We start from the raw sequence: 15370 nt of genomic DNA on the forward strand, positions 1-15370 counted from the left end.
CAAACAGATGATGGCAGCCTGCATGCCCGGGTTCCGTACGATATGCCACATTTCATAATGGACTGGGAGAACAAAGGAGGGAGCGCACATTGAAGTAAAGCAGCGCTGCAATCAGTGTCAAGCGGATGCTGAAGTTATCGCCTGCATCGCCTCATGGCGGATTCAAGGTGTTGTTTGAGTGAGGGCGTGGCAAGAAGCGGATCAGCTGTCCTTGGCATCTCGCAACTCGTCGCATGGTGAAAAGGTTTATTCGGAGGCTCCTTCGGCTCCATCCGGGGCATGCGTGACTTTTTTGACGCCATCCTCGCGTCTGCGGTATATCCCTGCACGCATGAGCAGCATCGCAGTCACGGGCGATGTGGCTATCACAAACAGCGCAATCAGCACCTCCTGGAATATGAACCGGTGTGCCTGCACGGAAGCAATCAATATCGACGCCAGCAACACGCAGCCCAGGCCGAGGGTATTACCCATGGTAGGCCCATGGATGCGCGCAAACAAATCCGGCAGTCTCAGCAAGCCGGAAGAGCCGATCAGCGTCAACACCCCGCCCGATACAAGCAGCAATGATGCCAACAGATCCGCCCACCAGGGAATGTCCGTCATGTTCATGGCTCGATCACTTCCCCGCGCAGCAGGAACTTTGCCATCGCGGCTGAACCGACGAAACCGAACAGCGCGATCAGCAGGGCGATATCGAAATAGATTCTGGAGCCGAACTGGATGCCCAGCGTCAGCATCGTTAGCATACCATTGACATATAAGGTATCGAGCGCCAGTACGCGGTCTTCAGCGGCTGGCCCTCGCAACAGGCGGATCGCCGCGCATAGCATGGCCAGTGCGAAAGCCATCAGCGCAAAGGATAGAGCCCAGGGCAGCAGTGTAGTCATTCGAAAATCTCCATCAGTGGACGTTCGTAACGGTGCTTGATCGTTCGAATCCAGGTTTCCTCATCCTGCAAATCCAGCACATGAATCGTCAGGTCACCCCCATCCGCCGAAAGGCCGGCCCAGATGGTGCCCGGCGTCGCAGTAATTATACAAGCCAGCGCCGCCAGCCCGTATGGATCACGCAGATCAATGGGTATCTTCATGAAGCCCGAATTGGAACGTCGCTTCAGGGGCCCAAGAATGATGCCCGCGACGGCAATATTGGAACGGGCGATATCAAACAATACGACGAAAATGAGCCTCACCGCCGCCAGCAGATGGTGGGGACGGGCGCGTAATGGCCGCATGGCCGCCGTCCCGAGCGCGATGGCAACCGTCAGTACCAGGCCCAGCACCAGATGACCGGGCGCCAGCGTATCGTTAAGCAGGAGCCATAAGGCGAGCAGCATCACCGTGAATAGCGTCAGGGACGGCCAGCGTTTCATCGCCCTATTCCTCCTGTTTCCCCCACTCCCCCCAGTCCCTCGATGACCTCGATGACCTCGATGATCTCTGTCTCGTGTAAGGCATTTGATAACGGACCGCCTCCCAATACCGCGTCGATATATGTCTGCGGCGAGGACAACGAATGTCCCGCGAGACCCAGAAAGTCCGACGCCGGTCCCGCCCCCACCGCCAGCGCCACGCTCAGCAGCAGCAGCACGGCAACCGGTGCCGCTTCGACCAGGTGCAGCTGCGGCGTCACGATCTCACCCGAGTTCCAGAACAGCCGCACGCCCATTTTGCACAGCGCGACGACCCCGATCAGGCTGGATCCCAGCACTGCCGCCCACAGCACCCATATCGATGTCGGCAGCGCCTCAAGCGGCATGTCGGACGGCACGGTCTCCAGTGCGGCGGAAAGAATCCAGAACTTCGCGACAAAACCCGATAATGGCGGCAACCCCGTCACCAGAAGCGCACACGCAATGAAGCTCATGCCCAAAAATGCCATTGCCGCCGGTATGACAATTCCCACGGCTTCGTCGGGGCGGCTGGGATCAAGCGGTTCTTCAAGATCGAATGATTCAGCCGCATCTTCCGGAACGTTTTCGCCGGATCGCTGGGTACGCTCGATCATCTCGCTGAGCATGAAAAAAGCACCCGTAGCCAGTACCGAACTCACCAGATAAAACAATGCCGCGCTCTTCATCCCGGCGCCACCCAGACCGAGCGCCGTCAACAGCGTACCGGCCGATGCGATGACGCAGTAGGCGGCCAGTCGCTGTGGCTGGCGTGCGGCCAGCATACCGGCAGTGCCCAGTACAAGTGTGACCAGTCCGATACCGAACAGCCAGCCGTCGCCGAACGGGGCCGGAGCACCCAAATTGCCGGATGAAATGGACGGGTCGGACAACAGCGAACCCAATCGCAGCAGCGCGTAAATCCCTACCTTTGTCATGATCGAAAATATGGCCGCCACCGGCGGGGCCGCGGCGCTATAAGTGGCCGGCAGCCAGAAATTCAGCGGCCACGCTCCCGCCTTGAGCAAAAAAGCCACCCCCAGGATCGCCGCGCCGGCTTCAAACAGGATACGGTCGCCATCCGGCAATGTCGGAACGCGTGCCGCGAGGTCCGCCATGTTCAGCGTTCCGCTTGCGCCGTAGATCAATGAAACCCCGATCAGGAAAACAAATGACCCCGCCAGATTGACGGCGATGTAGTGCAGGCCCGCCTTGACCCTCGCCGCACCCAAGCCGTGCAGCGCCAGGCCGTAGGAAGCAGCCAGCAGCACCTCCACGAATACAAACAGATTGAACAAATCACCGGTCAGGAACGCGCCATTTATTCCCATGACGATAAATTGGAACAGCGACTGAAAATGCGGCCCCATCTTTTTCCAGCGCGCCTGCGCATACACCAGCGATGCCAGTGCCAGCACCGCGTTCAGCAACAGCATCACCGCCGACAACCGGTCTACCACCAGCACGATGCCGAATGGCGCCTGCCAGCCGCCCAGCAAATAAACACTGATGCCGTCAGGCCAGATCTCGGGCATTGCATCGCTGACCACATAGATCAGCGCCACTGCGGCCGCCAGGTTGGCCAGCGCGGCGCAAAGGGCCACAATTGCGCGTTCCGTGCGCCGGGCTTCGGCGAACAGCAGCATGGCCGCGCCCGCCACCAGCGGGATGACTACCGGAAATATGGGAAGGTGCTGTATCCAGGTATTCATGGCTCGAGCTCTTCGCCCTCGACATGATCGGTGCCCGTCAGGCCGCGTGAAGCCAGCAACACCACCAGAAAAAGTGCCGTGGTGGCGAAGCCGATCACAATCGCCGTCAAAACCAGCGCCTGCGGCACGGGATCATCGTAAAGGGATGGATCGGCCTGCCTGAGGATATCGATGATGGGAACGAGCCCCACGGTCAGCCGCCCCATCCCGAAAATAAACAGGTTCACCGCGTATGAAAGCAAGGTGAGGCCCATGATGACCTGAAAGGTGCGCGGACGCAGCAGCAGCCACACGCCCGATCCGGTCAATACGCCTATTGCCAGGGCATAGATGATTTCCATCAATTCTCCTTGGCGGCGTATGCCGAAGTACCGGCCGGGGTCTGTGGGGCCTCTGGAACTGGCGCCGTTGCCAGTCTGGCTCCAGGTTCCACATATGCGGTGCCGTGCTTGCGATGTCCGCGCCGCGATTGGTGCGCCAGCGCCACCAGGATCAGCACCGTGGCGCCAATCACCAGCAGAAATACACCGATATCAAACAGCAGTACGGTGGAAAGATGCAGCTCGCCGATTACGGGCAAGGCCGCATGCCATGTCAGGGCTGAGAGAAACGGACGCGCCGCCAGCCATGCCGCGAAGCCCGCTCCCGAGGCGCACAACAGGCCCAGCGCGATCCAGTATTGCGGAAAAATCCGGGTACGCGATTCCGCCCAGGCGGTACCTCCCACCAGATATTGCAGGATAACCGCCGTCGCCACAATCAATCCGGCCACAAACCCGCCCCCGGGCTCATTATGCCCGCGCAGGAGGAAAAAAACCGCCACCATGCCTGCAACCGGCAACAGCAACTGCACGATCACCCCCGGTAGCCGCATCGGTCCCGCTGGCAGTAATGTATGCGGGTCCGACGGCAATCCGCTGCTTTGCGCATCCTGCTCCTGCTGCTGGATCGGCAATCCCACGCTTTCGGGCGCGGGACGGAACCGCCGCAGCAGCGCGAATACCGTCAGCGCCACGATTCCCAGCACCGTGATCTCACCCAGCGTATCGAAACCCCGAAAATCCACCAGGATCACATTGATGACATTGGCGCCCCCGGCCAACGGCAGGGAATTCTCGATAAAAAACGGCGAAATGCCTTCCCCCGCCCGCCGTGTCAATACCGCATAGCTCAATGCGGCCAGTCCGGTACCGGCAATAATCGCCAGCACCAGGTCCCGTAGCCGCCGCGTCCGGGCCCGCAGGCGCACCCGGAGCGGAACCCGTTTATCATCCACCGATTTATAACGCGGGGGAAGCCAGCGCAAGCCCAGCAGGAGCAGGACAAGTGTCACCACCTCCACGATAAGCTGGGTTAGCGCTAGATCTGGTGCGGAAAACCAGACGAAGGTCATGCAGGTGGCCAGCCCGGCCGCACCCGCCAGGCTGAGTGCCGCAAGGCGATGGTACTTGGCCTGGGTGGCGGCACCGATCGCGCAGGCGGCACCAGCGAGCCACATCAGCGCGAAAGCGGGTTCAACCGGCGCCACAGCCATGTTGCCCGCGGGCAGCCCCCCATTTGACAAGGGGATCAGCGCACATGCAAATGCCGCACAGATCAGAAGCAGCAATTGCACTTGCAGCCGTTCTGTCGACAGCCACCGCGTCAGCCCATCGGCCAATGAATCCAGCTTTGTAAGAAGATATTCAAAAATAAGCTTGCCGTCCAGGTGAAAGCGGTCTATCAACGGCACCACTGCGGTGCCATGATGATATTTTCCAAGCATCCGGTACAAGATGACGCCCCCGGCCATTGCCGCCAGGCTCATGATCAACGGCAGGTTCCAGCCATGCCAAACCGCCAGGCTGTGGAAAGGCATGTCCGGCCCCAGCACGGATCGCGCCGCCATATCCAGGTATGGTCCAATCGTTTTCGCGGGGATCATGCCGACCACAAGGCAGGTCAATACCAGCAACGCACTGGGAAGCAGCATCCAGAGCGGCGGCTCGTGCGCTTTCCTTGGCAAATCCGTGGCGGGCGGCCCGAAAAAAACCTGCAGTATAAAACGCAATGAATAAGCAACGCTGAGCACTCCCCAGATCACGGCCATTGCCGGCATGCCGATGCGCATGATCGCATTGCCGCTGATGAATATCGTCTCGGTGAAAAACATCTCCTTCGAGATGAAACCATTGAGCAAGGGTACGCCCGCCATCGCTGCGGCCCCCACCGTGGCGAGCGTGGCGGTAAGAGGCATTGCGCGGTACAGGCCGCTCAGCCGCGACAGATCGCGCGTGCCGGTCTCATGATCGACCATGCCGGCCGCCATGAACAGCGATGCCTTGAATGTGGCATGATTCATGATATGAAAAATGGCCGCGATCAATGCGAGCGAACTGTTAAGTCCGAGCAGCAGCGTAATCAACCCTAGATGGCTGATGGTCGAATAGGCCAGCACGCCCTTCATGTCACGTTGAAAAATTGCCATGTATGCGCCCAGCCCCAGCGAGCAAAGACCCGCGCTGCCAATGATCCAGAACCACTCATCGGTGCCTGCCAGTGCGGGCCAGAGCCGCACCAGCAGAAACACGCCTGCTTTGACCATCGTCGCGGAATGCAGATAAACGGATACAGGCGTGGGCGCCGCCATCGCATGCGGCAGCCAGAAATGAAACGGAAACTGGGCACTCTTGGTCAGCGCGCCGAGTGCCACCAGGATCAGCGCCGGCAGATACCATGAATGCGCCCGAATCAGATCGCCTGAAGCCAGTACCACGTCCAGATCGTAACTGCCTGTGATGCGCCCCAATATCAGCACCCCCGCAAGCAGGCACAACCCGCCGGCTGCCGTCACGGTCAGTGCCATGCGGGCCCCGCGGCGCGCGTCGGAACGATGATACCAGTATGCAATAAGCATGAATGATGTCAGGCTGGTCAACTCCCAGAACACCACCAGCTGAATCAGGTTGCCTGACAGCACCACTCCGAGCATGGCTCCCATGAAAGCCAGGAAGAATGAGAAAAAACGCGGCACCGGATCCTGCGCGGACATGTAGTAGCGCGCATACAGCACCACCAGCGCGCCCATCACGGTTACCAGCATGGTAAACAACCATGCAAAACCATCCATGCGAAAGGTGAAATCCAGACCTAGCCCGGGTGCCCACTGCAGTGTCTCCCGCACCACCTCCCCTTCGGCTACTTGCGGGTAGAATTGCAATGTCAAGGTGACGCAGGCAACCGCGATCGCGCCCGCAAGCCAGGCTTCGGCATTGCGGGCGTGGGAAGGCACAAGCGCGGCGCAGAGACTGCCCACGAATGGCAGGACGACAATCCAGATTAATGACATGACATGTTGATTCCGGTTTGATTCTCCCAGGAACGAGCAAACCCTGACCGTCCCGCCAATCCATCGGATATGGCCATGTGCGGGCAAAAGCGTCAGATACGTTGAGATGAAGGCAGAGCGGGCAGAAGCGAGCGATACGCTCCGACCCGGGCTAAGCAGTTAACATGCCAGCCCCAATAATATCACTATCTGATGAGATACTTGCCAGGAGAACTGGTTCCTGCAGCGGCACGGATATTTGAAAAGATTGCCCGGCACCGAAAAGGAAATAGGTATGGATAACGGTTTAATGGTGCTTTTATGGCAGTTGCAGCAAAAAGCAAGTAACATCGAAAAGGACGCTTATCGATAAAACCAGCGCATGTATTGGGCAATCCCTTTAACGGCCTTTTAACGAAAGAACCAACACCGCCCGGGGATGTCGAATTCACCATGATCAAACAATGGAATCAGCGCTCAAAATGAAAGCTGCGATCGCCATGGCAGCCGCTTTAAGCATTATCATCACCGCTTATGCGATGGAGAAAACCGTGACATCCGCTCAGAAAACAGATTTGAAAACAGATTTTATCGTCCTGGGCATGGGTTGCTTTTGGGGCGCCGAAAAACGCATGGGAGAAGTTCCCGGCGTCATCGACGTGGAAAGTGGCTATGCGGGGGGCGACCTGCCTGGTGCTGGTTATCAGGATATCCTTAATCATGAAAGAGCGCTTCGCATCGGCAAAACAAACGCGCGCAATCATGCGGAAGTGGTCAAGGTGACTTTCGATCCCGCTAAAGTAACGCTGGAAACGGTTCTAGGCAAATTCTGGGAAAGCCACAATCCCACCCAGGGCGACCGCCAGGGAAACGATATCGGGAGCAATTACCGCAGCGGGATTTATTATCATGATGCTGCCCAGAAAACCACGGCCCTGGCTACCCAGGCAGCATACCAAGGGGCGCTTGATGCCGCGGGCATCGGCCGGATAACCACTGAAATTCTGCCCCTGAAAAATTACATTACGGCTGAGGAATATCATCAGAACTATCTGAAGAAGAATCCCGATGGTTACTGTGGTCTGGGGGGTACCGGCGTAAAATATTCCAAACCGGCTGAGCAGGTTGCGCAGAATGGCGCCCCTGCCACTACCGCAGGCGTATCCTCTGCGCGCCTGGATGGCGGCAATCTGAATTTCGCTCAGCAACTCGTCGTGTTCGAGGCTGAGAATTGCGAGTTTTGCAAGCTCTTCGACAAAGACATACTAAGCCACTGGCAAGCCGAAGTCCCCGTCGTTGCGACCATGAACGCCAATCCGCCCACTGGCTGGGAATTGGAGAAACCCTTGCTCGCCGCACCGACCATTGTGCTGTTCAAGGATGGCAAGGAAGTGACCCGTTACACCGGCTACAATGGTGAGAAAGCCAATTTCTGGAAGTGGCTGGGCTTTCAGCTGCTATCGCCTGAACAACGAAAGATAGCCTTCCAGCAAGGCACTGAACCCCCCTTCACCGCCACTAACCTGGATGAGAAGCGCCCCGGAAAATTTGTGGATCCCATCACGGGTGCAACCCTTTTTCTCAGCAATGCCAAATTTGAAAGCGGAACAGGCTGGCCGAGTTTTTTCGATCCAATTGAAGGGGCTGTTACCGAACACGAAGACAAGACGCATGGCATGCGACGGGTGGAGGTGCGCAGCGCAAGCTCCGGCATCCACCTCGGGCATGTATTCAACGATGGGCCCGCTCCCACCTTCAAACGTTATTGCATCAACGGCAACGTCTTGAAGTTTGTCCCCGACAAGAAATAATAACGGCGCCTCATTATCTCATCGGTAGGATGGGTGGAGCGGAGCGCAACTCATCAGGCTACGCCCGATTCATCGAACCATGATCGGATACCGGCGTGAAGCTTGGTGAAACGACGAATCAGCATTGATGGCTTGCACTTCGCTCTACTCCTCCTACAATAATATCAGCTGGGAATTAACGGGCGGTGGTGGAATCGAGCCAACCCGTTACTTCCAGCATCACGGGAAATCCGATTCTTGTTGAATAAGGAAGGCACTCATGGAACCACTCATCCGGAAGATCATCCTGGCCACCGATTTTTCGGAGGCTTCTCAAGACGCCGTTCGCCATGCCGTATGGATGGCCAAATCGCTAAAGGCGGAACTCAAGGTTCTGCATGTATTTGAGCCAAGCGGGTGGATGGTCCCCTCGCCCTACTACTTCACACCTGGATTCGAACAATGGGTGGATGCCAGCCTCGATAAGACCCGGCAGGCAGGAAAAGAATCCCTCGAGGCCTTGGCGGAGTCGCTGGATATGCAGGCTGAAACCATCTTTGTTGAAGGCCCCACGGGTAAGGAAATTGTCCGGGTCGCCGCTGAACACCATGCCGATCTGCTCATCCTCGGCACGCATGGTTATACCGGATGGGATCATTTAACTTTGGGAAGTATCGCGGAATATGTAGTCAGACACGCTGCCTGCCCGGTCCTTACCGTCAAGCACCGCCAGACTTCCTGACTAAATACAAGGACTGACATGAAAATCGAGCCGTCGCGTCTGCGCCGGCTCCGCCGGAGTAAGTTTGCTACTGCTGCTTTATGTCCCTGTCTTTGGCATCCTTTGCATTACCGGTGAGGACGAGCACCATCGCTTCGGTTTTTGCATTTTTTACTATTGTGTCCACATAGGACTGGGCAAAAACCGGATCCGTTTTTTCGGCGACCAATGCCAACTGTAGTCGCTGAACATTCTTTTTGCATGAGTTCTCCGCTGTATCCACGACCAGACGGGCATCGGGCGAACCTGCTCTCATCTTTTCGGCACTCGACCAGACACAGATCGAGTATTCCTTGGCGGCCTTTTTGGTGATATCTCCCACCGTTGTTTTTAACGGAGGCGTTGAGACCTGGGGTACCGGCACTAAAGGAGGCGTGTTTCTGCATCCCGCAAGCATAAAGAAACCTATTCCGATCATGGTAACGACTTGTCGCATCTGCATTATTATTCTCCGCTCCGCCGTAAGGCAGTTAACATCCGGTTGGCAGTTAACATCCGGTTTTCACCGGCACGGTTACAGGCAGCGCCTGTACCGGTCCAATCAAAATTGGACCATACTATATCTACGATCTGAAGCAACTTGCATGCCATATGCTAAACATCATAATTAATAGTTTAAAAACAGCTTATTATAATGATCACTTGAATCCACCGGCGTAAAAGTGTCATTATTCCCGGCAACCACGCAGCAGGCGAGATCGCATACAAAATGGCGCGGACTGAACAAGAGCGGGTAAGAAGCAAGAGCTTGGGATGAGGTCTGATAGCCTGGCCGCAATCCGGCCACTTTACCCGGAAGAGATACGCCGCCTCGTCGGAAATCGAAAAGTATTCAAAAAATGGATTATCTGGATTCAAGGCACCGCTTTCACGGCCACCGCGCCATTTGCGATAAAGGCTTCCTATAAACCGGGGAGATTGGTTCAGAGATTTCTCAGGTATCCAGCCGCTTCGCCTTCCAGTAGGCGGATTTCCAATAGGCTTCGCTCAAACGGGAAATAATAACGCCGTGCTTTGTCGATGCATGCAAAAACCTGCCATCCTCCAGATAGACGCCCACATGCCGGACCGATATACCAGTCTTGAAAAATACCAGATCACCTGCCCGTAGCTGATTCTTGTCGATGTCTTGCCCCAGCTCCGCCTGAAATTCCGTCGATCTAGGCAGCACGATGCCCAGTTTTGTCTTGAAAGTGACATGAACGAGACCGGAGCAATCGATGCCATTTCTACTCAAACCACCAAGCTGGTATTTGGTATTTTTCCATTGACTGTACTGCGCATAAAGGCTTTCCTTCACCAGCGCAGAATTATTCAGGTCCACCTTTGCACCAGGTACGTAGACGATCTTGGGCGCCCCTCTTTCCGGAACGCTGCTACAACCGGCGAGAGCCGTGATGATGAGAACGCCCACCATCCACCACAGTCTATTCATCACAAGCGATTTTCATACGGAATAAACTGATTCTCTGCGACACAACCATTCTCCCGGTAATATCCTGATCAACCGTGCCGCCAAGAAATATTCATGACACTGAGATAGCCCGGCGTCCCGTTCAATCATCCTATTCTTGGACCGGCCCGGTGAAATATCCGGACACTGACGAATTCTAAAGGATTATGCGCAAGCTCAGCAATAGACAGCTTCATTTGCCACCACGTCATTACGATGAATGACGTCATCCCGGGCAATAATGCACGCTGCCCCACGGAAGCCAAATGAAAGCAAAACAGTGCGGCAGAAACAGCGCCCCCATACCCAGTCGGCACGGGGCGCCATGAAAAGAATCAGTGATTAATCGGGATAATCGATGACTTCTGTGTCACTCTTTTAGCACCCCCGTATGTTGCGGCCCGCGGTGCCGTGTTCCAGCAGGCTGTGCATTTTTTTCATGAGTCATTTCCGGAGGGCAATCGCGGCCGGGTATAGCCTTCGAGCTACTATTCTGATCAGCTTTTTTCATCTTGGACGGCTCGCTACCGATAGCCGCTGGATTGGGTTCCCCCGCCAATGCGGCGAACGAGAAACCCATGGCAATCAGCAAGGAAAAAAATAATGAACGTATGGTTTTCATATGAACCTCCTTCAATATGCGTAAAATGAAACCTTACGCACAACCAGCGTAATCCATGGCTGGACAGCGATTCATAATACTTACAGCCCCCCAACTGCTGGAAAGTCATCCACCGGTTGCCGTACTTTTTTATAGCATAAAAACCATTTTTTGTAAATGGTTATTCCGAGATGAATTGTCTCACTAAAGGACGGCAACGAACAGTAAGCCAAGCTAGACCGCAGAACAGGATCGGGCGGGGAACAATGATGCCTTGGCTTGTTGAGAGGTGGCGTGCAAGGGATGCTGGATTTTGCATGCCAAGGTCTTTGTTATGCGTTATTTACATCCCATCGCCCATGTCCAGCCCGGATCGGAATGGCAGCATAAGTCGCCAAAATGACTCACGGCATCTTGTAATCAACCGTCAACATTTCCAGCAAATGCCCGCCGGGATCACGAAAATAAACACCGCGTCCGCCATCATTGTGATTGATATTCATATTTTCCGGCTCGAAGGGACCACTGCCATAGGGAATATTTTCAGCTTTCAAGCGCTCGAATATTCCATCGAATTCCTCCTCGGTCACTTTAAATGCATAGTGATGAGGACCGTAATTTTCGTTAGTATCGAAATCCAGAGAAAGTGTATCGTTCACCTTCACCACAATAAAATGGTGAAACTCACCTATGTAATCGAACCCGAATACCCTGGAATAGAACCTGGCGGATTCCACCTTGTTGTGTGCAGGCACAATGGTATGATTTAACGTAATAGTCATAATTTTTCTCCATTGACGAAAGGCCCCTTTACCCCAATCATAGGGAACCTTCATCCGCATTTCAACGATAGCTGGCAAATTTGCTTTTCAGATCATAATCTCTGGCACATAATAGGAATGTCAACCATAGCCACTTGCTCTGCGTTGATTCTTCTGCTTTATGTTTATTTAGGCACGATTCGAGACTCAGAATATTACTACGTTAAATCAAATAGTTAAGACAAATGTAGTTTTTTCAGGCTTTATAACAATAAGAGGGGGATTTCAAGATGGCTGGGAAATTCGAGATTTATAAAGATAAGGCGGGTGAATTCAGATTCAGACTAAAGGCGAGCAACGGCCAATCTATTCTTGCAAGTGAAGGCTACAAGGCTAAATCCGGCTGTACCAACGGCATAGCGTCTGTCAGGAAAAACGCTCCTGACGACGCGCGCTATGAACGTAAAACAACCGAAAGCGGCAAATTCAGGTTCAACCTTAAATCAGGTAACCATCAGATAATCGGCACGAGCGAGTCTTATGAATCGGAATCCGCCCGGGATAACGGCATAGAGTCGGTTAAGAAAAATGCGCCGGATGCTTCGATAAACGACACCACGGACTAACCTTCAAACAGGGCCTCCATCAGGAGGCCCTTCTTATTCCCAGACTGAAGATTCAGGCCGGTTGGAGCTGGCGCGGCCTACATAGGCAGCCTGACCAGAGTCCGCGGATTTGAATATTTTTAAAGGCGTCAAAAAACCCGCCTGAAGCGGGTTTAATTTGAAACGGGAATGAATTGAGTTCCGGTTTCAGGTGATGCCGCGGCGGGCGCGAGATTTCTGAGTTTTGCGCTGGGGCGCCCAGATAAGACCGGCCAGGGCAACGCCAAGAAGCACGAGAGTTCCCAGTTCAGAGACTCCTTTTATCTCCATAAGATGCGCAGGGCCTTGATTCCGGCTTGCCGTTTCAGCGGCATCCGTATCCAATGTGGTGGCTGCCACGGTGAAATCCTGAATGGATGTGTGACTTGACAACAGAGCATGATCAGGCGCTGTCCCGGTTTCTTGCACTGCATCCATCATCAACGACATCAAACCTATCAGTGCAATGATTACGATTGTGCTACGCATACCACCTCCTTATGTAAAAGCTGCATATTTATCTCAGCCACAGTCAAACTAAAACGAACCTTTGGCAGAGATCACCTGCCTCCAAGTTCAAGCATATAACGCCTTTTGTTACATCTTACTCATTCCGACACGACTTCCCATCGGACTTCAGTACTACTCACTTACAAATCCCTATTATCAATGTGACTATCATGCAACGGAAGAGTTCCCGTTACCAGTTCCCGTTACCGTACCCGATGTGCAACACGGGGCCAATCCTGGTGAACCCTGAATCCTGGTTTGGATAACTGCTTGAAATAACGAGCCTCTAAATCGCGTCGCTATGAGAGTGGGAGTGGGAGTGGGATTTACGCTATCCCTTCTGAAAATCGTATATCGATCCCAACGAAAGTATAGCCGTGAGCTCATCCAGCGCGGTTCGACTCTCTCGCAACAGTAACGGATCCGCCAGATCCGGCGGTGAGATGCGTTCACGATAATTTTTCTCGATCCATACCTTGAGCTCGTTGTAGAGGAGCTGATCGAGAATAACGCGGCTCATCCTGGTGACAGCCTCGAATTCCGCCTCGGCAAGTACGACACGCAGCCGAAGGCAAGCCGGCCCGCCGCCATTTTTCATGCTTTGACGCAAATTTACATACTCTATGCGCGTAATGGGGTTGGCTGCATCCTGGACGACACGCTCAAGAAAAATTCGTGCCGCATCGCAGCTTTCGCATTCAATGGGCGCCAATACCATCATTTCCCCGCCAGGAAGACTGATCAGCTGACTATTAAACAGATAGGTGCTTATCGCCTCAGCAATGGAAATCTCGGATTCAGTGGCTCTTATGAATTGAATCGGATAATCGCATGCCGCCGCTATTTTTTCTTCGATTTCCCATCCATCATCAAATGCCGCCTCATGATAGAGCAGAACGTTGCAGTTACTGACAGCAAGCACATCATTGTGAAATGCGCCGGCGTCGATAGCGGCCGGACTCTGCTGGATGAACAGTTTCCTACCTGCCTTGATCTTATGGAGGCGAGAAATCGCTTCACACGCTTCCAGCGATTGGCGGGCGGGAAATTTCAATGGCCTTGGCGCGGTTCGATCAGCGGATCGGCCAAATACGAAAATCTCAAGACCGGTGTCGGCGTGATCCGGACACAGGCGCATATGATTCGCCGCACCCTCATCGGCAAAATAAAGACCTGCCGGGAGCGGATCATGATGTTCGAAATAGCGTTCTTCGCTGAAAATCTTCCTGAGTATCGCCGACGTGGCGGGTGGCTCAATACTTCGATGGAATTGGGTCGGCAGATTAGCCGGCGTGAAGTGCACTTTTGCATCATCGGTATCCGCGCCCGGCGAAACCGTGGCGGCATTCGCGACCCACATGCTGGATGCGGAGTAGCATGCACGCAGCAGTATAGGCGCGGCCGCGGCGGCTTGACTGATAACGGATAACTCATCGCCGGCAAAACCCACCTTCCTGAGCATATCAACAGCCGGGCGGCTTTGTGGCGGCAGCACGCCTTGTCTGATCCCCAGATCGGAAAGACGTTTCATTTTTGCCAGGCCCTGGAGTGCCGCTTCTTTAGGGTTGGAACCGGTCAGCGCGTTCTCCGCCGCCGCGATATTTCCCACCGCTAGCCCGCTATAATTATGCGTGGGGCCCACCAGGCCATCAAAATTAATTTCAGCCGCGTTCACGCAGGTACCAGACGTTTTAAAATGCTTGACGATCATGTGCCGTCGCCACGCTGTAGCGTGCCTATTCCGGGATCAGCCTGCCAACATTATCGTATAACCAGGCCACCAGTGCATGGGCGCTGGCCCCATGATGGATTTCACGATGGCAATTGGGACATAGCGCCACGGCATTGGAGATGACGTCCTGTCCCCCATCGGCCAGTTGCCGCATGTAATGCAATTCAAGGTGGGGCAGTCCATCAACGTTCTTGAAAGGCGCGGCTTTCTCGCAGCATTCACACATCCCATCCGCCTGCTGTAATACCCACGCTGTGACAGGCGCATTGCATCGAAATTGCGTGACCGTCACACGCCGGGATTTCGGCTTGGCGTTGCCGCTTGGAATAGCAGGAGTTTTTTGCTTGAGTTCATCCCGTACCGCGATCTTGAAAGCGGCAACGGGGATCGCCTTTTGGCTCTGGACTTCCCACAGAAATTTTTCGATCTGTGCCGCAACGGCGCCATCAATGTTTCGAGCGGGCTTGAGACCCGTCACCCAGCTGCGCCCCATAAGCGCAAGCACATACGAAATGTTTTGCATCCGGTACTCGTATGCCTTCTCACTTCGGCCGAATACCTCCGCAAGCCGCTTATAGTAATGTTTCTTTATGAAAGGCTGGCCTAAACGCTCGTCCCGTTGCATCTCGACGTAGGCTTGCACGGAAGCTTTAAGTTCTTCGTCGTTCCACTCATCATTCATCCTG

16 protein-coding genes are annotated in these 15370 nt (G+C 54.6%); 3 read left to right on the forward strand and 13 right to left on the reverse strand.

Annotation, left to right across the window (positions count from 1 at the left end):
* Positions 1–246: 246 nt before the first annotated feature.
* Genes mnhG through BLO43_RS03090 form a run of 6 tightly spaced genes read right to left on the reverse strand, consistent with a single transcriptional unit; the run spans position 247 to position 6433 of the window.
* Complete coding sequence (mnhG, locus tag BLO43_RS03065) at positions 247–612, reverse strand: monovalent cation/H(+) antiporter subunit G (RefSeq protein ID WP_090905722.1); 366 nt, start codon at positions 610–612, stop codon at positions 247–249.
* Positions 609–890, reverse strand: coding sequence for a K+/H+ antiporter subunit F (locus tag BLO43_RS03070; protein ID WP_090905723.1), 282 nt, complete (start codon positions 888–890; stop codon positions 609–611). The genes mnhG and BLO43_RS03070 overlap by 4 nt, the downstream gene beginning before the upstream one ends.
* Positions 887–1375 (reverse strand): Na+/H+ antiporter subunit E, encoded by a 489-nt coding sequence (locus BLO43_RS03075; protein ID WP_090905724.1) that lies wholly within the window; start codon positions 1373–1375, stop codon positions 887–889. The genes BLO43_RS03070 and BLO43_RS03075 overlap by 4 nt, the downstream gene beginning before the upstream one ends.
* The gene (locus BLO43_RS03080; RefSeq protein WP_090905725.1) at positions 1372–3105 is read right to left on the reverse strand and encodes a monovalent cation/H+ antiporter subunit D; all 1734 of its coding nucleotides are present in this window, start codon (positions 3103–3105) and stop codon (positions 1372–1374) included. Before BLO43_RS03080 ends, BLO43_RS03075 begins: the two co-directional genes overlap by 4 nt.
* The gene (locus BLO43_RS03085) at positions 3102–3446 is read right to left on the reverse strand and encodes a Na+/H+ antiporter subunit C (RefSeq protein WP_090905726.1); all 345 of its coding nucleotides are present in this window, start codon (positions 3444–3446) and stop codon (positions 3102–3104) included. Before BLO43_RS03085 ends, BLO43_RS03080 begins: the two co-directional genes overlap by 4 nt.
* Entirely contained in the window at positions 3446–6433 is a 2988-nt protein-coding gene (locus BLO43_RS03090; RefSeq protein WP_090905727.1) for a monovalent cation/H+ antiporter subunit A, read from the reverse strand. Before BLO43_RS03090 ends, BLO43_RS03085 begins: the two co-directional genes overlap by 1 nt.
* A 443-nt stretch (positions 6434–6876) precedes the next feature.
* Between BLO43_RS03090 and msrA the strand changes: the two genes are divergently transcribed.
* Positions 6877–8223, forward strand: coding sequence for a peptide-methionine (S)-S-oxide reductase MsrA (gene msrA / locus BLO43_RS03095; protein ID WP_254773295.1), 1347 nt, complete (start codon positions 6877–6879; stop codon positions 8221–8223).
* Positions 8224–8482: 259 nt separating this feature from the next.
* Positions 8483–8944, forward strand: a complete 462-nt coding sequence (locus tag BLO43_RS03100; protein ID WP_074632644.1) for a universal stress protein — start codon at positions 8483–8485, stop codon at positions 8942–8944.
* A 67-nt stretch (positions 8945–9011) separates the two neighbouring features.
* Here the strand turns inward: BLO43_RS03100 and BLO43_RS03105 are convergent, their stop codons facing one another.
* The 4 genes from BLO43_RS03105 to BLO43_RS03120 form a co-directional block, all read right to left on the reverse strand.
* Positions 9012–9425, reverse strand: coding sequence for a hypothetical protein (locus BLO43_RS03105; protein WP_090905728.1), 414 nt, complete (start codon positions 9423–9425; stop codon positions 9012–9014).
* A gap of 492 nt (positions 9426–9917) precedes the next feature.
* Complete coding sequence (locus tag BLO43_RS03110) at positions 9918–10418, reverse strand: NlpC/P60 family protein (RefSeq protein ID WP_254773296.1); 501 nt, start codon at positions 10416–10418, stop codon at positions 9918–9920.
* 388 nt (positions 10419–10806) lie between these two features.
* Entirely contained in the window at positions 10807–11058 is a 252-nt protein-coding gene (locus BLO43_RS03115; RefSeq protein WP_090905730.1) for a hypothetical protein, read from the reverse strand.
* 383 nt (positions 11059–11441) lie between these two features.
* Entirely contained in the window at positions 11442–11819 is a 378-nt protein-coding gene (locus BLO43_RS03120) for a VOC family protein (RefSeq protein ID WP_090905731.1), read from the reverse strand.
* 269 nt (positions 11820–12088) lie between these two features.
* Here BLO43_RS03120 and BLO43_RS03125 point away from each other — a divergent pair, with 269 nt between their 5' ends.
* Positions 12089–12424: a YegP family protein gene (locus tag BLO43_RS03125; protein ID WP_090905732.1), complete on the forward strand. Its 336-nt coding sequence runs from the start codon at positions 12089–12091 to the stop codon at positions 12422–12424.
* Positions 12425–12610: 186 nt separating this feature from the next.
* On the opposite strand, the gene BLO43_RS03130 is transcribed toward BLO43_RS03125, so the two are convergent.
* From BLO43_RS03130 to BLO43_RS03140, 3 genes are all read right to left on the reverse strand, one after another.
* Positions 12611–12931: a hypothetical protein gene (locus BLO43_RS03130; RefSeq protein ID WP_090905733.1), complete on the reverse strand. Its 321-nt coding sequence runs from the start codon at positions 12929–12931 to the stop codon at positions 12611–12613.
* A gap of 352 nt (positions 12932–13283) precedes the next feature.
* Complete coding sequence (gene astB / locus BLO43_RS03135; RefSeq protein WP_254773297.1) at positions 13284–14663, reverse strand: N-succinylarginine dihydrolase; 1380 nt, start codon at positions 14661–14663, stop codon at positions 13284–13286.
* A 25-nt stretch (positions 14664–14688) separates the two neighbouring features.
* Positions 14689–15366, reverse strand: coding sequence for an HNH endonuclease (locus tag BLO43_RS03140; RefSeq protein WP_090905734.1), 678 nt, complete (start codon positions 15364–15366; stop codon positions 14689–14691).
* Between the last annotated feature and the right edge of the window lie 4 nt (positions 15367–15370).

Origin of the sequence: Nitrosospira sp. Nsp13, assembly GCF_900101945.1 — a bacterium.
GTDB lineage: Bacteria > Pseudomonadota > Gammaproteobacteria > Burkholderiales > Nitrosomonadaceae > Nitrosospira > Nitrosospira multiformis_D.